16 protein-coding genes are annotated in these 21,099 nt (G+C 51.0%); 9 read left to right on the top strand and 7 right to left on the bottom strand.

Features of this window, described 5'->3' with window-relative positions; genetic code table 11:
• The first annotated feature begins 25 nt into the window (after positions 1–25).
• From CWE14_RS04585 to CWE14_RS04595, 3 genes are all read left to right on the top strand, one after another.
• On the top strand, positions 26–2,329 hold the full coding sequence (locus tag CWE14_RS04585; RefSeq protein ID WP_126798318.1) for a hypothetical protein: 2,304 nt from the start codon (positions 26–28) through the stop codon (positions 2,327–2,329).
• A complete protein-coding gene (locus CWE14_RS04590) occupies positions 2,330–3,664 on the top strand; it encodes a tetratricopeptide repeat protein (protein WP_126798319.1) in 1,335 nt (444 codons plus the stop codon). It begins immediately after the preceding gene.
• Between the two features lie 602 nt (positions 3,665–4,266).
• Entirely contained in the window at positions 4,267–4,548 is a 282-nt protein-coding gene (locus CWE14_RS04595; protein ID WP_241972322.1) for a hypothetical protein, read from the top strand.
• Between the two features lie 19 nt (positions 4,549–4,567).
• Here the strand turns inward: CWE14_RS04595 and zigA are convergent, their stop codons facing one another.
• The 3 genes from zigA to CWE14_RS04610 all read right to left on the bottom strand — a co-directional run bounded on the left by zigA (position 4,568) and on the right by CWE14_RS04610 (position 7,310).
• On the bottom strand, positions 4,568–5,761 hold the full coding sequence (gene zigA, locus CWE14_RS04600; protein WP_126798320.1) for a zinc metallochaperone GTPase ZigA: 1,194 nt from the start codon (positions 5,759–5,761) through the stop codon (positions 4,568–4,570).
• A gap of 103 nt (positions 5,762–5,864) precedes the next feature.
• The gene (locus CWE14_RS04605; protein WP_126798321.1) at positions 5,865–6,800 is read right to left on the bottom strand and encodes an SPFH domain-containing protein; all 936 of its coding nucleotides are present in this window, start codon (positions 6,798–6,800) and stop codon (positions 5,865–5,867) included.
• A 63-nt stretch (positions 6,801–6,863) separates the two neighbouring features.
• Positions 6,864–7,310: an NfeD family protein gene (locus tag CWE14_RS04610; RefSeq protein WP_126798322.1), complete on the bottom strand. Its 447-nt coding sequence runs from the start codon at positions 7,308–7,310 to the stop codon at positions 6,864–6,866.
• A gap of 206 nt (positions 7,311–7,516) precedes the next feature.
• Between CWE14_RS04610 and CWE14_RS04615 the strand changes: the two genes are divergently transcribed.
• Positions 7,517–8,059 (top strand): RNA polymerase sigma factor, encoded by a 543-nt coding sequence (locus tag CWE14_RS04615; protein WP_126798323.1) that lies wholly within the window; start codon positions 7,517–7,519, stop codon positions 8,057–8,059.
• A 4-nt stretch (positions 8,060–8,063) separates the two neighbouring features.
• Positions 8,064–8,432 carry a DUF6768 family protein gene (locus tag CWE14_RS04620; RefSeq protein WP_126798324.1) on the top strand — a complete coding sequence of 123 codons (369 nt, stop codon included), beginning with the start codon at positions 8,064–8,066 and terminating at the stop codon, positions 8,430–8,432.
• On the opposite strand, the gene CWE14_RS04625 is transcribed toward CWE14_RS04620, so the two are convergent.
• Positions 8,378–9,334 (bottom strand): AraC family transcriptional regulator, encoded by a 957-nt coding sequence (locus CWE14_RS04625; RefSeq protein WP_126798325.1) that lies wholly within the window; start codon positions 9,332–9,334, stop codon positions 8,378–8,380. The two genes, CWE14_RS04620 and CWE14_RS04625, sit on opposite strands and share 55 nt — an antisense overlap.
• A 30-nt stretch (positions 9,335–9,364) precedes the next feature.
• Positions 9,365–10,210 (bottom strand): SDR family NAD(P)-dependent oxidoreductase, encoded by an 846-nt coding sequence (locus CWE14_RS04630; protein WP_126798326.1) that lies wholly within the window; start codon positions 10,208–10,210, stop codon positions 9,365–9,367.
• Between the two features lie 186 nt (positions 10,211–10,396).
• On the opposite strand from CWE14_RS04630, the gene CWE14_RS04635 reads away from it, so the two are divergent.
• Positions 10,397–11,860, top strand: coding sequence for a phospholipase D family protein (locus CWE14_RS04635; RefSeq protein ID WP_126798327.1), 1,464 nt, complete (start codon positions 10,397–10,399; stop codon positions 11,858–11,860).
• Between the two features lie 24 nt (positions 11,861–11,884).
• On the opposite strand, the gene CWE14_RS04640 is transcribed toward CWE14_RS04635, so the two are convergent.
• Positions 11,885–12,625: a hypothetical protein gene (locus tag CWE14_RS04640; protein ID WP_126798328.1), complete on the bottom strand. Its 741-nt coding sequence runs from the start codon at positions 12,623–12,625 to the stop codon at positions 11,885–11,887.
• Between the two features lie 172 nt (positions 12,626–12,797).
• Here CWE14_RS04640 and CWE14_RS04645 point away from each other — a divergent pair, with 172 nt between their 5' ends.
• The 3 genes from CWE14_RS04645 (at position 12,798) to CWE14_RS04655 (ending at position 19,001) form a co-directional block, all read left to right on the top strand.
• A complete protein-coding gene (locus CWE14_RS04645; RefSeq protein ID WP_126798329.1) occupies positions 12,798–14,444 on the top strand; it encodes a methyl-accepting chemotaxis protein in 1,647 nt (548 codons plus the stop codon).
• A gap of 75 nt (positions 14,445–14,519) precedes the next feature.
• Complete coding sequence (locus CWE14_RS04650; RefSeq protein WP_126798330.1) at positions 14,520–16,505, top strand: acetyl-CoA hydrolase/transferase C-terminal domain-containing protein; 1,986 nt, start codon at positions 14,520–14,522, stop codon at positions 16,503–16,505.
• Between the two features lie 105 nt (positions 16,506–16,610).
• Positions 16,611–19,001 carry a zinc-dependent metalloprotease gene (locus tag CWE14_RS04655; RefSeq protein WP_126798331.1) on the top strand — a complete coding sequence of 797 codons (2,391 nt, stop codon included), beginning with the start codon at positions 16,611–16,613 and terminating at the stop codon, positions 18,999–19,001.
• Positions 19,002–19,065: 64 nt separating this feature from the next.
• Here CWE14_RS04655 and CWE14_RS04660 read toward each other — a convergent pair whose 3' ends face one another.
• Positions 19,066–21,060 (bottom strand): PhoX family protein, encoded by a 1,995-nt coding sequence (locus CWE14_RS04660; RefSeq protein ID WP_126798332.1) that lies wholly within the window; start codon positions 21,058–21,060, stop codon positions 19,066–19,068.
• Positions 21,061–21,099 lie beyond the last annotated feature (39 nt).

The following is a 21,099-nucleotide window of genomic DNA, read 5'->3' on the forward strand; positions in this document are numbered from 1 at the left end:
GAATTAAGGATTTCAGGAGCAACCAATGGACGTCAGTTATCCCATAAAAACCTCAGCAACAGCGCGAAGCGAGGGCGCTTTGCTTGAGCTGTTGAGCAAGGTGCGTACAGAGGCAACAGGTCATTACCTGTTGAGTGAAGGCGGGCGTTGGCATGGAGGTATTCACATCACCGAACGAAGCCACCCCAACCATCCGTTTGAGCCGATACGGGCACTGGCCGATGGTGAGCTGGTGGCGTATCGCATGACCGAAGACTACCTGCAAAGCTCCTTTCAGGGGCAAACGCTGCACTACAGCAACAGCTTTTGCCTGCTTCGTCATCGTTGCCCAGTTCCGGACACACAAGACAGCTTTACTTTTTACAGTCTCTACATGCACCTGCGGCCGTTGAACTACCAGCCGGGCCCGCTATACCGGGTTAAGTCGACGCGCAACACGCGCCGCGCCGCCAACCCGGCAGAGCATTCCGGTGATACGCAAACACTGGCTGCGGGCTCTTTGATTGAGTGCCTGTCGGACCCCGCAGAACAACATTCGCTGGGTGGCAATGACTACCTGTTCGTCAAAGCCCGAACCTATAACCCGGAGAATGGTGACGTGGGAGAACCCTTCTGGGTCGCCCTGCACGAAAAGAATAGCCCTGCGTTTTATACCGATGGTTTTGAAGTACAGAGCACCTTCCCCCGCTGGTACCCACAACCGAGGATAACACCGCCTCAAGATAATGGCCTCGAGCGTTTCCAATTAACCAGTGGTCGCAATATCCGTTGGGCATCACCGCCCTATCTAAGTGCGGTGGCGGATGCGACATTGCCAACAGGCTCGCAACTGCTGCGGCTTGATGATGCTGAGGTTAGAGCTCGCTTGGGACAGGACGGCGCTGAATACACCTTCCACCGCTATCGCATCCTGAGCGGCGAGAATAAAGGTCAAGAAGGCTGGATGGCCTTTGATGCAGCGAGTTTTAGTCATATGCAGACCCAGGCCATCGCCCTGCCAGCAGAACAGCAGCCGGATATTCGCACCGACCAGCTGGTCGTACTGGAGACCCCGATAGCTATCCGTGCTGGTGATGCTCTGGGCTATTTGGGATTGCATGAGCGTTTGTGTCGGGAAGGTGATGGCAGTGTTGAACACAGCCATCAAATCCACCTGGAAGCTTTTGCGGTCGAGCCACCACCACAAGCTTTGTTTAATTCAGAGCACTGGCGCTGGATGAGCCAAGGCGATATCACCGACCACGAGGCTAATCCGAAAGCGGATAACGGCTTCTTTAAGAACCTATTGACCAGTCTGGATGATAATGAGGACGAGCATCTTAGCCACGGGGAAGTGCAACAAGCCTATCGCAATGACGAGATAGCGACATCACTGGAACACCTGCTCAGCCTTCACACCAATGAATGGCACGATGATGCCAATCGGGCGCATTACAAATGGTGGGAGATTTACCTGGGTCAGGTGCATGCCTGGGCCAGAGGCCAGGATGAAAGGCAGGCGTTTTATGAGAAGCTACAAGACAACCTCGAACACGAGCGTGAGCGCCTCACCCACCTGAAATGGCTGGACGCAGCTCAAGGTCGATTGGGCCTGACTAAGGATGTCTGGCATATGCATCCGATCAGGTTGGTGAGTCAGTTGCGACATGAACAACGCTACATCGATGTAGAGGACTTTATTCTCAACTATGATGCTGTTCATCAGGATAAGGATAGAATGGGCTGGTACGATCTTGTCGAACTTAAATATATAAATCTCGATCCATTTGGAGAAACCTCAAAGAATAATCTTCGCGACTTTTTAAATGCTATTAACACGGTCTATTATGACTATTTTGACGAGTTTAACGTTTATTATCTAGCTTATATTTTGGCCACGGCTCGGCTTGAATCCTATGATTTCACAAAAGGTCAAGCACGAGGTTTTTTTGATCCCGGAGCTGAGCGGCTTGGAGAGCAAGAAGCAAACATAAACTATGGTGGTAGACTAGGTAATAATCAGCCTGGTGATGGCTATCGATTCAGAGGGCGAGGTTATTGTCAGTTAACGGGGAGAGACAATTATGAAAGGTTGGGTAGTGCATTAAATGTTGATCTAGTGACTGATCCTACATTCGCATCTGATCCTGAGCTAGCAACCAGAATTATCCTGCTGGGCATGAAGGATGGTCGTTTCACGGGGAGAAGTTTGTCACGCTATCTTGATCCCAAAATTTCAAATTTTCCAGACTACGTTGGAGCAAGAGGGATAATTAACCCTGGCGATAAACCAGAGATTATTGCGCGTGATGCACGTGAATTTCAAAAATTATTGGAAGAGGGCTTGTAAATGAGGTGGAGCTATTTTCATTCTTGTGCAGTGTTAATTTTTAGCATTACTCTTGGTTCAAGCACATATGCTTCTGAGAACGACTTACCAAATTATGGAGTAATCTCTGCAGAATTTGGTGTCGAATCAGGTCGTCATAAGTCGTGTGACATTTTTACTGACGAAAGGAACGAAAACATTGTCGAGGAGGGAGATGTGTGCCCTATTCAGCTTAAATCCCCTTGCCGAGATGAATTTTATTGCCATGAATTAGTCCACTTTAATACTAGGTTAGAAGAACGTCTTATTAGATTATATAGCGATAAATACGCCGTTTCTGGTGATGCCCAACGTCTTGGGATTAATCGTGATCCCGGAGTGAACCCTCTCGGTAGGCTTCATGGTTTCTATATAGTTGATGATAATTACTATCGAGCCATAACCGGTGCAAACATGAGACAATTATCTAGTGGACAATATTCCATTGGGTTTGGAGCTATCCAAGGTTCTAGGTTTTCACAAATAAACTTTCGTTATCAAAACGGTTTTATATATATTGATGACTTTTACGAAAGATTTCCTTTGAGTAATAGTGACGAAGAGAGACAGTTTAAATGTGTTCCTGAAGATGGTGAATTGCAGGTGTCTTTGGATACATTGAGATTCCAGGACAAATTAGGAAATAGTTTTTATGACTATGTTTTCAAACAATTATGTGGTTTTGAGGACAGTGATTATGAAAAGGTCGAAGAGGATTATAAACTTCTGGAGCCGCTACACTACCTACAAAAACTGAGCCCTGAGATAGAGGGTTATGCTAGGATGGGGTTACCCGTTTATAATGGAGGTAGTTTACTATATTTCACCTCATACTTGGCAGCAGACCAAGTTGAAAAACTCGATAGCCCCTTTCAATATTTATCCAGTAATCGCTCTCTAATTGTATGCTACGAAAATTGTGAGCCTTATACAGAATTCACAGACAGACGAAGCTATCCAAGGGAGCTTGATGCCTATTTCAGAGATGAAAATCGTCAGGCTGTTCTGAGTTCAGCGGATGTTCGGGCTATGTTATTAGTTGTTCCGGTAAGTATTACTAATGTTCAGCATTACAACAATATTGCCTACTACCTTGAGCAAAGTGGTCAGTATAACGAATCTATTCTGTTATTAAATGCAGTTGTAGCAGTCTTTCCCAATCGCACAGTCGCTTACATCAACCTAGGTGATGCTCATTGGGGGAATGAAAATTACGACCAGGCCCGAGAAGCCTACCAAACCTACATTCGCCTGATGCGTGAAAACAATCGTGAGCAACGCATTCCACAGCGGGTGCTAGAGCGGATTGGTGATTGAAAGGATAGTTTTGGATTAGTTAACGGTCTGCGGTACTCCGCTATAGGCCACCAGCCTATGAGAACTGGTGGCGCAAATGCACCGTTTGCGCTACTGGCTTGAAGATAAAGCGGCTGGCCCGCTGATGGATAGACTGTCCAGCGCTTTGTATCAATTGAAGCGTGATGAGAAGTCATGGATATGGCATGCTGCTTATGCTTGAAAAGCAGGGTATGGGTCACTCTGTCAAAAGAAGTATGGATCTCCTTAGCGATGTTATCAGGGAGTTAACCGATGAGCAGCGAGGCGATGCAACCGACTTCCAGTATTGGCTGAATAGACCTCTTGCTTAATGGGGGCTCAACTGACATCAATATATTGGCATCGGCACCGTCGCCTTCAAATTAGAGTAGGTCCAAGTCGGCATGGAAGTTCGGGCTGTAACCGATGCTGGTCTTGATACCAGCACCCATCACCTGGTCATCGTAAATGGTTAATACCTGCCCCTGGCCTTTATGGTGGAACCTACAATTAGTGGCTCCTTATTTTTACTAACTACCGATTGCTGCTAGGCTTTTATCACATAAGTCGCGTATTTCTTCGATCATAAGGTGGCACTGATTATGGTGGGATCTGTTGGTATGCTGAATTTTTTACGAGTACTGCGAGGGTTTGCTGGCCTGTGTTTTGTATTGGCGGTGGGTGCGATTATTCTTCAGATACTGGTCAATCTTGTTCATTTTGACTTTGTGATGCCATCGTCAATGGCAATCTTTATGCTTGGGGTGATGCATGCGGTATTTTGGTTGTGGGCGTTTATCGGTTTGCGCAGAATTATTAATAGTATTCATAAAAAGGAACAAGGGGGGCCGCACCCGTCCTTAAGCAAGCCCTGGCACTTATAAGTGCTTCCCCGCACTGTCGTTAAGCCCCCTGAAACGGACTTTCCATTTGTAACCAGAAAGGAACACCGGCTGCAAGTTCCTCGTCATTCAGCAGGCATTGATCTAACTGCTCGATGATGTCGTCTTTCTCGATTCCCTGGCCAATGAAAACCAGCTCCTGACGCATGTCACCAAAGGGTTCCTGCCACTTCTCATTGATATAATCCAGGCTTTCCTGATCGCTTGGCCAGTCATTGCTAGGCACCGCTTTCCAGAAGTAACCGGCCTCACCATACCGTGCAATACCGCCTGCCTGGTTCCATTGCATCGCTTGGTGGGGTCTGCTGGCGAGCCAAAAATAGCCTTTTGAGCGAATTAATTTCCCGGATGGCCATGACTGATGCAGAAACTGGTGAAACTTGGCTGGGTGAAACGGGCGTCGGGCGGTGTAGGTGAAGCTGCCAATACCGTACTCTTCGGTTTCAGGAACGTGTTCGCCGCGCATTTCTTTAAGCCAGCCCGGTGCCAGAGACGCTTTTTCGAAATCAAAAAGGCGGGTATGAAGTACCAGACTAGGCGATATGTCGCCGTTTTCTATCGGATAAACCCTGGCATCCGGGTTAAGACTTTTGACTATCCCAATGACTTTTTGCAGTTGCTCCGGAATCACCAGATCACTTTTACTAACCACAATCACATTGGCAAACTCAATTTGGTCGACGAGCAGGTCGGAGACACTGCGCTGGTCGTCTTCGCCTAAATGCTCCCCCCGCTCTTGCAATGAGTCCGCCTCGTTGTAGTCGTTGAGGAAATTGACTGCATCGACCACTGTAACCATGGTATCAAGCGTTGCAATGGACGACAGGCTTTGGCCGTCTTCGTCTTCGAAGGTGAAGGTTTCGGCGACAGGCAACGGTTCGGAGATGCCGGTACTTTCGACAATTAAATAGTCGTACTTGCCACTTTGAGCTAATTCAGTGACTTCCGTGAGTAAGTCTTCACGCAGGGTGCAACAGATACAGCCATTACTGAGCTCGATGAGTTTTTCATCGGCGCGACGTAACTCGATGTCATTCTTTAGCGTGTCGGCATCAATGTTGAGTTCGCTCATGTCATTGACGATAAGCGCAATACGAAGGTTATCGCGGTTACTTAACAGGTGTTTCAATAGTGTGGTTTTGCCTGCACCGAGAAAACCGGAGAGTACTGTGACGGGGAGTTTTGATGGTTGCATAAAATCAGCCTCAGGAAGATGGTATTGTTATGTTATAACATATTAAAAACCATCTTCAAAAGGCTGTTTTAAAACCAAGCTTTATTTACGTAATTAACAGCGCTTAGCGTTGTGCACTTTTCAGCATTTCGGATAGCCCAGCAACAGCACCGCCGATATTGGCCAGTTCAGCCGGCACGATCATGGTGTTGTTGGTTTTCGCCAGATTACCGAATTCCTTCACGTACTGTTCAGCAACTCGTAGGTTAACCGCTTCAGACCCGCCAGGGTGGTTGATCGATTCAGCGATTTGACGAATACCTTCGGCGGTCGCCACGGCAACCAGTTCGATTTCACGGGCACGACCTTCGGCTTCGTTAATCTGGCGCATTTTGTCGGCTTCAGACAGGTTAATAACTTCCTGTTTGTGACCTTCCGAGACGTTGATCATTGACTGACGTTCGCCTTCTGACTTAGCAATTGCGGCGCGACGTTCACGTTCAGCACGCATTTGCTGTTCAAGGGCGTCTTTAATACTGGCTGGTAGCTCGATGTCAGAGATTTCATAACGGAGCACTTTTACGCCCCATGGAGATGCTGCTTCATCGAGTGCTTTGACCACTTCTTCGTTTATCTTGGCGCGTTCCTCAAAGGTTTTATCCAGATCGGTCTGGCCAATCACTGAGCGCATGGTGGTTTGCGCTAGTTGTGAGGCTGCATAACGGTAGTCGTTAATGCCGTAACTGGCTTTATGCGAGTCGACGACCTGGATATAGAGAACGCCATCGATACCTACCTGGATGTTGTCTTTGGTGACACAGGTTTGCCGTTGTACATCAATAACTTCTTCTTTAAGCGTCTGAATGTAAGCGACTTTATCGATAAAGGGGATCAGAATGTGAAAGCCTGAGTCGAGTGTGCGAGAGTATTTACCCAGCCGCTCGATGACGAAATTGCTTCGTTGGGGGACGATGCGCGCGGTTTTCGCAATGGTGATAATTACCGCAATGGCAAAACCAATTGTCAGAATCAAACTTACACTTATTTGTGCTTCTTGCATTGTTTCGTTTCCTTGAGAGATGATCCCATTCGTGAATGGTTTGAAATTGTTCAGTAGGTTCGGTTAACTGGGTTTAGTTGCAGAGACGTGCAGCTGAATGCCGTCGTTATCCACAACCCAGGCAACGTCGCCCGATTTAAGTGGTTCATCAGAACGCGCGTCCCATTGCACACCGTTTAGCACAACGCGACCAGCGCCCTGAATAAAGTCGGCATGAACAAGAACGCGGTTGCCAATGTCCTGGCTTAATTTACTTGGTTGTTCGTTATCGTCGACCGTATAGCCTACAAACCAGCGCTTGCAACGGCCTCGGGCGGTAAACAATAACGCCAGGCTGATAATGCCAAATAACAGGAACTGCAGGCTGGCAGTTTCAATCCAGCCAAACTGCAGCAATAGCCCCACCACGATAGCCGCGAGACCGAAAAACACAGCCACGACACTGGTCGCCAGCAATTCAGATAATATTAGTAATACACCGATAGTAATCCATATCACGGCAACGCTCATGTTAAGTCCTTGTATTTATTAGCTCAGCCAGGTTGTATTCTCCGTTGAGTGGAGGGGATGTTCAAGTGAATTGTTTAGTACCCGCGCGCGTTTTTTGTCGTGGTTCGAACCAGGCTCAGCGTTTGTTCGTCTTATTACCATATTGATGAGGTAGGGATGCAAATACATTATTTGCTCGCATAAGTGACTAAGAAGGCATCCGTGAAATGGATAGTGAACAGATTGAAGTGCTGGTTCTTAGGGCACAGGAAGGCAAGCGTGGTGCTATGACAGCGCTTTACGGGCACTTTTTCACGCCCATGAAACGTTATGCAATGCTGCGGGTTCGGGATATGGCTCTGGCTGAAGACCTGGTGCAAAACGTGTGGTTAAAAGTGGGTAAGAGACTGCGCCTGATGAACGATGCCAGGGTATTTCGCAGCTGGCTGTACCGCGCCCTACGCTGGGAGATCATTGACTGGGCACGGCGACAAAGCAAAGTTGAGGTTGCATCGGTTGACAGCTTAACGGCTGAAAACGGCTATGAAGAAGCCGCCATTGCATACAATTATCGGCCCGATATAGAAGATGTGGCGCCACTGCTAGCTGCATTGAAGAAGGAAGAACGGGAGGTCATGGAGTTGTTTTATCTGAGCGAGTTGTCAGTCAACGAAACCGCTCTGGTGTTGTCGATTCCCGTGGGAACCGTGAAATCCAGACTACACGGCGCTCGTGAGAAATTACGCCATATCTATGCAAACGAGGAGTAACACAATGACTAGCAACAAAGATGTTGATCAACAAATTGAAAAAGACCTGGCTGAACAAGCTCGCGAGCTGGATAAATTAATGGATACCGGGGAAGGCTTGACCGGGTATTTAAAGCAGGGGTTTAAATACGATATTGGCTGGCTGGTCAAGGTTGCCTATGGGCTTGGGGTGATATTCTCAGTGTTGCTGGTACTCTGCGGTTATCGCTTTTTTACCGCTAGCGCCGATACTGAACTATTCTGGGGCGTGTTGTTTATCCTCACTTTTAATGCTCAGGTGGCGATTAAATTGTGGATCTACATGCAGACCAACCGTAATCACACAGCACGGGAAATACGGCTATTGGAACTGCGTTTGAAATCCAGAGCATGATGGTCTGTGTCGCCCTTGAGTAGCTGGAGATCTTTTGAAGGTGGCAGCCCAAACAGACGACTGTACTCGCGGGTGAACTGCGATGGGCTCTCATAGCCGACCTGGTAACCAGCGCCGCTCACATCGAATTCGTTTGTCAGCAGTAAGCGGCGCGCCTCCTGCAGCCTCAGCTGTTTCTGGTATTGCAGCGGGGTCATAGCAGTGACGTCTTTGAAGTGCTGGAAGAAACTGGTCGCACTCATGCAGGTCAGCTCGAGCAATGTGCTTTTACTAAAGGGTTCGCGGTAATGGTATTTAAGGTACTGAATCGCTTTGTTAACCTGCGCCAGGCGGTTGTCTCCGCTAATCAACTGGTGCAGAACCCAGCCTTGTTCGCCCTGCAGTAGCCAATAGAGAATTTCCTGCTCAGTCAGAGGCCCGAGAACTGGAATCGACTCGGCAGCTTCCGTGAGTAGAAGCAGCCTTTCAAAGGCTTGTAGCAGTTCAGCGGTGACCAGGCTAACTGCAATGGCTGTTTCACTGCCGGCTGGTCGGGCAGGTCGCGGGCTGTTCATTTTTAACATCAGTTCGCTGAGCAGGTTGAGGTCCAGGTCTAGTTTCAAACAAAGGTAGGGCGCCTCGTCCGATGCTTCAGTGATCTGCCCGGTCACTGGTACATCGACCGACACGGCCAGATAGCGGGCTATGTTGTACTCGAAAATACGCTCTCCGAGAATAACTTTCTTGGCGCCCTGAACAACCAGGCAGACTGCTGGTTGGTAGACCACCGGAATAGCAGCTGTGGGGGCTGAGAAGCGGGTCACAGACAGTCGTGGTACTGCGGTTTGAAATACACCGTCAGCAGGAAAACGCTGCTGTATTTTAACGGCCAGTGCCTGAGCCTGCTGAGCAATGTTCGTCATGTCTGTCACCCTCTTTAAGTTGTCTGGGTATTACTCAATGTCAGTGGTTGTGGACAGGTGAGCCCAGTCTATCAGCTCTTTCAGTCGGCCCTGATACGCTTTGCCAACCAGCTCGATGGCATCTGAACCCGCGGCGAAATGCAGTGGTGGGTTCGCCTCGTTGGTTAGTTTTGCTATCACCTGACCGAATTTGACCGGGTCGCCAGCCTGTTGATGATTATGGCTCTGATACGAGCCAATTACCTGTTCAGAGTAGGCTTGATAGTCTTCCAGTTTAGTATCTCCGTAGCTGACCGAGCTGGGGTCAAGAAAGTCCGTGCGAAAGAAGCCCGGTTCGACAATCGTCACGCCGATACCGAATTGCTTCACTTCCAGTGCCAGGCTTTCAGAGAAACCCTCGACCGCAAATTTGGTCGCGCAGTAAACCGACGCACCATCAAAGCCAGCGACGCCACCAATGGATGAAAGGTTAATAATATGCCCTGCTTTTTGCTGGCGCATATACGGCAATACTGCCCGGGTTACCGCCATCAGACCAAAGACGTTGGTGTTGAATTGCATCTCAATTTTTGGGGCTGCAATTTCTTCGAAAATTCCTAGCTGCCCATAGCCCGCATTATTGACTAACACATCAATTCGGCCAAAATGGTCTGCAGCCTGCTTTACACAGGCCTCAACCTGGTCGTGGCGGCAAACGTCTAATTCGAGTAATAAGACGTTATCGCCATACGCGCTATACGCTGCTCGCAATGTTTCGATATTACGCCCGGTGACAACAATATTGTCACCGGCCGCCGCTGCCGAAGTTGCGACCTGAAAGCCGAGGCCGCGTGCGGCTCCGGTGATAAACCAGGTCTTTATCTGTTGATTCGCCATACTATATGCCCTCGTCACTATACTAGAGTAGGTTGTGATAACGGGTATATAGTGGCAGCGAGCAGTGCAAGTGGTTAGCATAATGCTACTTTCTACTTGCCCAATAATACAATTTTTAGCGCGACGCCGATCGGCCTTCCACGGCTGATGCGAGCAGCCAACTTCTTCTTTGGACACCAATACATCATGCAAAAACAGAAAGGCTCATTCACTCCATTTATTACCGGCAAAAGTACTGGTAAGCGCGTGTTAGCGCTGTTGGTAGTGGTGCTAGTGACTATCGGTATATATCAGGTCTACAAGCCACTGCCTGCGGGTTTAGACCTTGAAGCGCCACCACGAAGCGCTGGCAACGTCGAGTTTCTGGCCGACCGAACCTATGTCGATGCCAGCGGTGAGCGCCAGGTGGAGCAGCAGATCTTCGATGCGGTGTTTGACATGATCGCTGAAGCACGGCAGTTCGTGCTTGTGGATATGTTTCTGTTTAACGACTTTCAGGGCGAGGTCAGTGAAACCCATCGGGCCTTATCCACCGAACTGACAGCGGCACTGATTGCGCAGAAACAGCGTTACCCCGAGCTGGAAGTACATGTCATTTCTGATCCGTTAAATACAGTCTATGGCGGACAGCCGTCGGCCCATTTTACCGCGCTGGAAGAAGCCGATATTCCGGTTGTGCTTACTGATCTGACCCGCCTGCGTGATAGCAACCCGCTGTACTCGGCGCTATGGCGGCCGCTTATCCAGCCGTTTGGTAATAGCGAAGGTGATACGTTGCCGAACCCGTTTGGCGAGGGCAAGGTGACTTTGCGTAGCTATCTGGCGTTGCTGAACTTTAAAGCGAATCACCGCAAATTGGTGATTGCCGATAGCGGCAATCAACTCAGCGCACTGGTAACTTCGGCCAACCCTCACGATGGTAGCAGCGCGCATAGTAATGTGGCGCTGCGTTTTAACGGCGCGGCGGCGTGGGATTTATTTGATAGCGAAGCGACCGTGCTGGAGTTTTCTGGCGGGACTGCGCCGGATACAGGTTTGCAGCCAGCAACCGCCAACGGAAATGAGCTAAGCGTGCAAGTAGTTACCGAGCGTGCAGTCGAGCGTGCGTTGTTGCGAATAATTGACCAGGCAGAAGCGGGCGAAGCACTGGATATGGCTATCTTCTATCTGTCAGATCGTGATGTGGTACGCGCATTAACAAGGGCGGCGCAGCGTGGTGTCCAGTTGCGCGTGTTGCTTGACCCCAACAAAGATGCATTTGGTCGCGAGAAGAATGGCGTACCGAACCGGCCTGTGGCGCATGAATTAACGGAGGCCGGGGTGCCGGTTCGCTGGTGCAACACCCAGGGAGAGCAGTGTCACGCTAAGTGGATGCTATACCGTGACCACCAGGGACAAGCGAGCATGCTGCTTGGCTCGACCAATTTCACCCGACGCAATTTGCATAACCTCAATCTGGAGACCAGTGTGGTAGTGCGCGGTGCCATCGGGTCCGAGCCTTTACAGCAAGGGCAACAATGGTTTGATGACCAGTGGCATAACCGCGACGGGCGCCAGTTCAGTGTCGACTACGCGACCTACGCCGATGATGGTGTGTGGCCCCGGTTACTGTACCGGGTTATGGAAGCCACCGGGTTGAGTACCTTTTAGTACCGACTCTTAAGTTACCCACAGTCAGCTCGCGACCAGCAGCAACGCCGCATAGATGCCGACGCCTAAGGCGAAGGGTAGAAAGCGGCTCTGCCGCTCTTCCGGGAGCTCCTCTTTGAGCACGTTAAGAATGATACTGCCAGCCAGGAAAGCAAATAATACGCTGGTTGCGGCTTCGCTGACTTCGACCAGGTGACCGACAGCCCAACCAAATAGTACGGCGCCTGAGAGTAACCAACGGCCACGTTTGAGATAGGCCTCACGATGATGTTTGAGCAGCCCGTGGTCGTTGACCAGAAAGTGAAATCCCATCGCCAGCACAAATAAAACCAATTCGAAGGTCGCGGATTCGCGATAGACCAGTAAATACCCAACCAGTGCGTTATACAGTGAGAACGAGACAATGTGCAGCCAGAAGACGCCGATGCCCGGAGCATGGTGTTGACCGGACTCGGGGTGGGTTTCTGGTTCGGGAAGTGGTTGCCGGTAACGCTTAACCCAGCGCTCCAGACCATAAAATACGGTCAGCCCGACGAGTGCCACCAGGTAAGCATGATGCTCAATGTAGGCAACCAGGCCGTGGCCACTGATAGTTTCCTGAGCTTCCACCAGTTCCGGAAATATTAAAATAAAAACATAGGCGACCGACACGCCGCCAGCGAATGACAGCGCTGCGCTGCGGGGGATCTCTTTTAGCCTCAGCAGCTTGGCTGCATAGGCGTGGATAAAGGCAAGCGTAATAACCAGAGTAAGTTGCAACAACATAGGCATCTCGCTTTCTTGCGCTAAAACTTTGTTCAGGTTAGTACGCGATAGCACCTTGCGGCAAATTCCTTTATGCCTAAACGAAACGTCTAAACGAAACGCCTAAACGTAATAATAAAGTCATATTGCATAAGTACAGTTGCCGCCATCTGTAGTGGAGCGGTAAACAAAGATGTTGTCGAGACTGAAAATTCGTACCCGGGTCATCCTGTTGGGTGGCATCCCAGTAGCTTTTCTTTTGTTAATATTGGTGGTTTCGGTGTGGGTGGCGAATACCAAGGATCGTTACTTTCACCAACTGTATGACGAGCATCTGGCGGTACTGGCAGATGTTATGGCCACTCAGCAGCTTCTGCAGCAGGATGCATTACAACCGATACGTCAGTATCGAACGGGCTGGTCCTCAGCCGAAGCTACCGACGAAAGCGTACGCGCTTTACTAAATCAGGCCGCGACTCACTGGCAGGCCTTCGAAGCGTTGCGGCCGCCGCTTGCGTCTGCTGATGACAGCGACGTGGTAGATTATACCGAGTTGGATGAAAGCTTTCTTCAGGCCATTGCAAAGTATGAAGAATGGCTAACCCCAGCAGGCACTGACGCTCTCACCGTGCGGATTCTGAACGAGTCCACAATTACCTCGGAAATTAACCAGTATATAAATCACTTTAGCAGTTTGGTTGATGGTTTTGTGCAGCAGCAAATTGAATCCGCTGTCGTGGTACGTGACCAGGCAGAGCGGTTAACCTGGTTGCTGGGTTGGATTTATTTGCTAGGCGGCGGTGTTCTGTTGGCTGGGGTTGTGGTGTTTATTTGGGTCATCCAGCGCAGTATTCGACTCCCCTTAGAGGGTTTGCGTAACTTACTCAATCAGGTGGCCGCGAACTCTGACCTGCGACTGCGTGCTGACGACAGTGGCGAGGACGAAGTCGCGGAAGCGGCGAAAGCCTTGAATATCATGTTGTTGCATATGCAGCGACTGATTCAGGACCTGGCAACGAACTCCTCTACACTCAATGAGCAGGCGAAACTGGTTCAATCAAGCAGTGACCATATCTCCGTGGGTACTCAAACCCAGGCCACCCGGTCGGAAACGCTGGCGGCGGCGATCGCGCAAATGAGCGCAGCAGCGAGCCAGGTAGCCAACCATGCCGAACGTGGTGCGGAACGGGTAGGTGACACAGAAGCGCTGAGCAACGCCGGGCAGACCATTGTGCAGGAAAATGCAGGCATGATTGAGCAGCTCGCACGCCAGGTGGCGGTTGGCGCTGAGGTGGTGGTCGGTTTGCAACGAGATTCTGAAAAGATTTCAGATGTGCTGGATGTTATTCGTAAGATTTCTGAGCAAACTAATTTGCTGGCGTTAAATGCCGCGATTGAAGCAGCCCGGGCTGGAGAGGCAGGGCGCGGCTTTTCGGTGGTTGCTGATGAGGTCCGCTCGTTATCCGCCAGTACACGTGACGCCACTGAGTCGATCCGGGTTATGATTGAACAGTTGCAGCAGCAAGCAGGCCAGGCTGTCGAGACAATGACCTCGGTTAAGTCTCAGGCGGAGCGGACAGTCGGTTTAAGTAAGAACAGTGAGCAGCATTTTGCCGATATTCGCAAGGCAATCGCGGGTATTGCAGACGTCACTCAACAGATTTTCGCGGCAACCGATGAGCAACAAAAAGTCGCCAGCGACACGGCAGGAAATATTACCCAGTTAAATGAAGAAATTACCCAGCTTTCAGGCGCTGCCCTGAATGCTGCAGATGCCAGTGCCAATATGAGCCAGCAAACGGAGTATCTTGCTGCGGGCTGGCAGCAGTTTAAAGCCTAGTTATTGACTTGCGTCTGTCTATGAACCTCAATGAGGGGTATGCAATGTTCATAGACCAGTACGAGGAGTTCGATAATGCCCGGGAAGAGCCCGCAGAGAGTTTCAGACAGTAGTGTGTGCGTTGATCAGGTTATTCAGCGGGTAGGTAAAAAAATAACGCTGGGTCTGCCGCTTGGTTTAGGGAAGCCGATCCATTTCGCCAATGCCCTGTACCAACGGGCAAAAGCGGACCCCTCGCTGGAGCTTCACATTGTGACCGCGCTGTCACTGGTGGCCCCGACGCCGTCGGCAGGTCTTGAGAAACGCTTTATGGACCCCTTTATCGAGCGTTTGTATGGTGATATTCCTGAGTTGGAATACGCCCGTGATGTGCTTGCTCACAATCTGCCGGACAACGTGAAGGTCTCGGAGTTTTTCTTCCAGGCTGGTAACTTCCTAAACCACAAAGAACAGCAGCAGCGCTATATCTGTACCAATTACACCCACGCCATGCGTGATCTGATAGCGTTAGGCGTGAATGTTGTCGGTCAGCTAGTAGCACCAGATACGGATGCCGATTACCCACGGCAATTTAGCCTTAGCTGCAACCCCGACTTGTCACTGGACTTATTCACTAACCTGCGAGCCGCGGAAACCGAGGCTAACCCCATAGCGCTGGTTGCGGAGTGCAATACTAACCTGCCGTTTTTCGGGCGTGACGCGGCGCTACCGGTGAACACGTTTGACCTGGTTTTAGAAACCAATGAGCCGGATTACCCGCTCTTTTCAGTCCCGCAAACCCCGATTAGCGCCTCAGATCACCTGATTGGCTTCTATGCGAGTTGCCTGTTAAAGGATGGCGGTACCTTGCAGGTGGGGATAGGTTCATTGGGCTCAGCGTTAATCTACAGTACCTGTTTACGGCATCAGAACAACACGGCCTGGCGGCAACTATACAACAAACTTGAGGTAGCAGAACGATTTCCAGTGGCTGATAAATGTGGCGGCCGCGAGCCTTTTAGCAAAGGCCTGTACGGGTGCAGCGAAATGATGGTCGATGGCTTTATCTACCTTATGGAAGCTGGCGTTTTAACCCGACAAGTCTATCCGGATGCGGAACTGCAAGAGCAGATCAACGAGGGCCGTTCAGAGCCAGGGGCAGGTAACGACGGGCGCCTGCAGCAGGGAGTTGTCATGCACGGAGGCTTCTATCTGGGACCGCGTAATTTTTATAAAAAACTAGCACAGCTAACGGCTGAGCAACGCCAGCTTATCTGCATGAGCAGCGTAAATTACATTAACGACCTGAATGATCATCGCTTTGGTAACCAACGGCTCAAAGTCGCCCAGCGGGTGTCTGGTCGTTTTATTAATTCAGCGATGCAATGCACACTGGATGGTGCAGCGGTGTCGGACGGACTGGAAGATGGCCGGGTGCTGAGCGGCGTCGGCGGACAATATAACTTCGTCGCGATGGCCCATGAACTGGAAGACGCGCGCTCCATATTAACCATACGCAGCACACGCACGTCAGGCGCTAAGACAAGCTCCAATATTGTCTTTTCTTACGGACACTGCACCATCCCGCGTCACCTGAGGGACATTGTTATCACTGAATATGGCATTGCCGACCTGCGGGGTAAATCCGATGAAGAGGTTTATCTGGCACTGATCCGTATTGCCGACTCCAGATTTCAGCCCGGTCTGTTAGAGCAGGCGCAGGACGCAGGCAAAGTGAACACGAACTTTGAATTACCTGCTGCGTGGCAAAACAATACCCCCGCTGCTATCGGGCAAAGTTTGAATGACCTCCAGCAGCAGGACCTGTTTCCGCCATTTCCTTTCGGTTGCGAGTTTACTGATGACGAACTAAAAATAGGCAAGGCGTTGAAACAGTTAAAAGCCGATACATCCACGCGCACAGGTAAACTGCTGACCCTGCTAAGGGCATTGCTGTCAGGCACAGGCGGTAAAGACTATGCGTCGCTGTTACAACGCATGGAATTGGATAGAACAGATAGTGTTGGTGCCTGGCTAGAGCGCCGTCTATTGATTCGGGGGCTTAAAAAAGCGGGGCTCTGAGCTCTGTGCCTGGCGACCATTGAAGCTGGCTTTCACATGGCGAACTTGCTACGTTCAGACATCGACTGAAACCTGATGTTCTGTTAACAGCTCAAGGAATTCACCATGCTATATAGCTTATCCCGGGTAGCTGCTTTTGCGCTTTTACTCGTCGCTTGCTCAGTGTTTGCCGATGAAATTGATGACTTTACCGACGACATGGAAAAGCAGGCTGGCTATTACACGTTTTACATTGATGCCGCTGACGATGCACTTTACTTGGCAGTTCCCAAGCAAAGTGACGCCTTTATTTTTCAAAGTAGCCTACCGCGAGGCGTCGGCTCGAATGACCTTGGTCTGGACCGCGGGCAATTAGGTAAAACCCGCCTGGCGGAGTTTTCGGTGCACGGAGATCGGGTTTTACTCAGCGAGAAAAACACAGATTACCAGGCACTGACCGATAACGACGCGGAGCGCAGAAGTGTCGAAGAGGCTTTCGCTGAATCGGTACTGTGGGGCTTTGACGTCGTTGCGCAATCAGACGACCATGTATTAATTGATTACACGCCCTTTCTGTATACCGATATCCATGGCATTGGACCTCGCTTAAAAGAACTGGATGAAGGTGATTTCAGTGTCGATGCCACGCGTTCAGTTCTGTGGCCTGAGCGCACCAAATCTTTTCCGCAGAATACAGAGTTCGAGGCCAAGGTGACGTTTACTGGTGACGGAGCAGGGCAGTATGTGCGCTCGGTCACACCTGAGCCGACGGCGATTACCGTGCATTTACACCACTCTTTTATTGCATTGCCGGATGATGGCTATCAACCGCGCAGTTTTCACCCTAATAGCGGCTATTATGCGCGAGGCTTTCAGGACTACGCTGCGCCGCTGGGCGAGTCGATGGACCATCGTTTTATTACCCGCCACCGTTTAGAAAAGAAAGACCCCACGGCGCAGGTCAGCGAAGCGGTTGAACCTATTGTTTATTACCTTGACCCAGGTGTTCCCGAGCCTGTTCGCACTGCGCTTTTAGAGGGCGCGCGCTGGTGGAATGAAGGCTTTGAAGCGATTGGGTTTAAAGATGCGTTTGTAGTGCAGGACCTTCCTGACGACGCCGATCCGATGGATGTGCGTTACAACGTGATTCAGTGGGTACACCGGGCAACCCGCGGTTGGTCCTATGGTTCGTCAGTCACAGACCCGCGCACCGGGGAGATATTAAAGGGGCATGTAACCCTGGGGTCATTGCGCGTACGCCAGGATATGCTCATTGCTCAGGGGCTGCTGGCGCCCTTTGCTGAAGGACGCGACAGCGAGCAGATGATGGCAGATATAGAGGCGATGGCGTTAAATCGTATCCGTCAGCTGTCTGCGCATGAAATCGGGCATACACTAGGGATCGCGCATAACTTTGCAGCGAACTCGCAGGATCGTGCTTCAGTTATGGATTACCCGCACCCATTGGTTACCCTAACCGGGGATGGCGAAATTACCCTGCGCGATGCCTACGACACAGGTCTTGGTGTGTGGGACAAGTTTACTGTCGCCTACGGTTATTCCCAGTTCGCATCCGCCGATGAGGAACGACAGGCACTGCAGTCCTTGCTCGATGACAGCAAAGCGCAGGGCCTGAACTTTATTTCTGACCGGGATGCACGGCCCATCCACGGAGGGCACCCGACCGCCCACCTTTGGAACAACGGCGCCGATGCGACCGACGAACTGGAGCGGTTGATAGACATACGGCGCACTGTGATGGCGCACTTTGGGACGGGTAATCTGGCCCCCAACCGGCCACTGGATGAACTAGAGCAAGTGTTTGTACCCATGTACCTGCTCCATCGCTATCAGGTTGAAGGCGCGGTTAAACTGGTTGGCGGCATGCACTATCGGTACTTACTCAATGGAGCAGGGGAGCCGGACTATCGGCCTGTCGAAGCGAATGCACAGAACCGGGCGCTGAACGCGTTGTTGGGTACGCTAGAAGCGGAGTTCTTAACTATCCCTGAGCACATTGAAGCGTTATTGGTGCCAAAAACCTACGGCTCAGATGACTCGCGCGAGGACTTCCCGTCACGCTGGGGGCTGTTTATTGACCCGGTTACCATTGCGGAAACCAGTGCCCATCATACCCTGCAGTTATTATTTAATGCTCAACGCATGAATCGTGTGCATTGGCAGTCACGCAACAATGAGTATGCAGAGCTGGCGCCGGTATCTATTGCCAATCGTTTGCTTGATCAGGTACTTAGCGACGTGGAAGGCGACCCGATTCGCCAGCGCATTGCCTATCTGTCGTTGTATCACCTGGTGAATGCTCTGCATGATGAGCGGACCGTACCTGAAGTGCGCGGGCAATTTCACCACGCTCTTCACCGCGCCCAGGAAGCACTGGCGTCGCAATCCGGTTATTACGCCACCTATTTAGCTGGTTTGATCGCCGATGGGTTGGACCAAGGCGCCTGGCCGGAGGCTTTTAGCCCCGCATCCATGCCGCCTGGTTCGCCGATTTAAGGTAAAGAAAGGGCTTATTCAGGGTCTTCGTCACAGCAGCGCTTGCGCCCTGCTGTGATGGTTTTTACCCACCAATGATTCCGCCATCCTCTCGCGTAATCACCACCGTTGATGAGCGCGGGCGGGCACCATTGCCGGTCGGCCAGCTACTACTAAAGTTGCCGGATGGTGAGCTTTCTCCGGGATGTTGAATATTCACAAACATGGTGCGGCTGTCGGGTGTGGTCACCACTCCGGTGACCTCACAGTCGACCGGCCCTACCAGGAAACGCTTAAGCTCACCTGTACTGGGGTCTGCGGCAAGCATCATATTATTCCCGAAATTGCCGTGCTGCATCAGTGCGCCACTCATATCTGTCTGGATCCAGAGCCGCCCCCCATAGTCAAACCAAAGGCCATCGGGGCAAGCAAACTGATTGTCAGCTGTTAATGTAGTTTCTTCGCCGCGTTGGTTTGCAGTGTGAGTACCTGCTTCGCCACCGAGTAAGAAAATATCCCAATGAAATGAGGTGGCGCTTTGCTGCTGATCTTCACTCCAGCGGACGATATGGCCGTGAGCGTTCTCAGCTCTCGGATTGACAGCGTCGGTTTGTAATTCACTACGGCGGGTGTTGTTGGTAAGCGTGAAATAGACCTCTTTGCTCGTTGGGTGAACGGCTCCCCATTCCGGGCGGTCCATTTTGGTCGCTCCCATCACATCGGCCGCGAGGCGCGTATTTAAAAGCACATCCGCCTGAGAGTTAAAGGTAACGCCCGCCTTAAGTGCGTTCGCTTTAAAGTCCGGGTGCTCACTATCTAACGGCAACCAGGTGCCTGTACCATCGTCATTAAAACGGGCAACATACAGTGTCCCGTCATCGAGTAGCTCGCCGGAGGCTGTTGACTGGTAATAGGGTTTTGCCGAGACAAATTTGTAGATGTATTCAAAGCGCGCGTCATCGCCGGAGTAAGCCACCAGAGGTTCACCTTCAACCGCTGGGGCAAAGACGATGCCTTCATGAGCGAAGCGGCCTAACATACTGCGTTTCACCGGTTTACTAGCTGGGTCAAAAGGGTCTATTTCGACAATCCAGCCGAAATGGTTGGGCTCATTTCGGTAGTCTTCTGCGGCAGTCCCGGCAACTGACGAGGCATTGAAGCGATCTGTTTCATCGCTGCGGGGAGTCGCGGTCTCCCAGTAATAACGGCTATGGTCGCGGCGAACGCCATATCGTTGATGCTCGCGAGGTGGCGTTTCATCGTTGTTGATAAAGCTACCAGCCCAGTTTTCTTCGCAGGTCAAATAGGTTCCCCACGGCGTATAGCCATGCGAGCAATTATTAATCGTCCCTCGTGTGCTGGTGCCTTCGGGGCTGTAGCGCGTAACCAGCATGTCGTGTCCGGCCACCGGGCCGCTGATTTGCATCGGGGTGCTTGCGGTAATTCGCCGGTTGTACGGGCTGCCCGTGACCAGTTGCCACTGTCCGTCCGGGTTACGCAGAATATGCGCAACCGATACGCCATGGGCCATCATTTCTTTGAATACTTCCTGCTGCGGACGCGGTGCCTGCGGTGCATAGCGGGTATGTAGCGTCTCCGGGTCAACATATTCATGGTTCATGACCAGCAGGCCTTCGGTTGAAGAATTACCACCGTCTTTCACGTCAATTGGAAAGAAATGCATACCATCATGATGTGAACCAATTTGTCTGGCCTGATCTAACGCAGTATTACTGGCATCGTCCTTAAACTCGCTGGCACCATTTACCAGTGGGGTACCCCAGGGAAGAAACGCTTCGGCACGATATCCGGGAGGGACATCGACGGTATCGCTTCGGTTACCCGCAATGGCTTGAAAGCCGAGTCCGGCAGATGGGGCTGGCGCTGTTGGCATAGCGCAGCCAGCCAGCAAAGGAGAAACCATAAACGAACTTACGGCGACGCCAAGACCACCTTTAAGAAAAGAACGACGACTTAGCTGGCGATTAACCACGTCATAAAAGTCATCACCGTTCGATTGATTGCAAATGGGATCAACACCTGAAATATCAATCTGTAAATTCTTATCCTGAGTAGTCATGGCATGTGCGTCCCGTGGCGAAAGGCTTAGCTGGGTAAG

This window comes from Aliidiomarina soli, assembly GCF_003986975.1.
Taxonomy (GTDB): Bacteria; Pseudomonadota; Gammaproteobacteria; order Enterobacterales; family Alteromonadaceae; genus Aliidiomarina; species Aliidiomarina soli.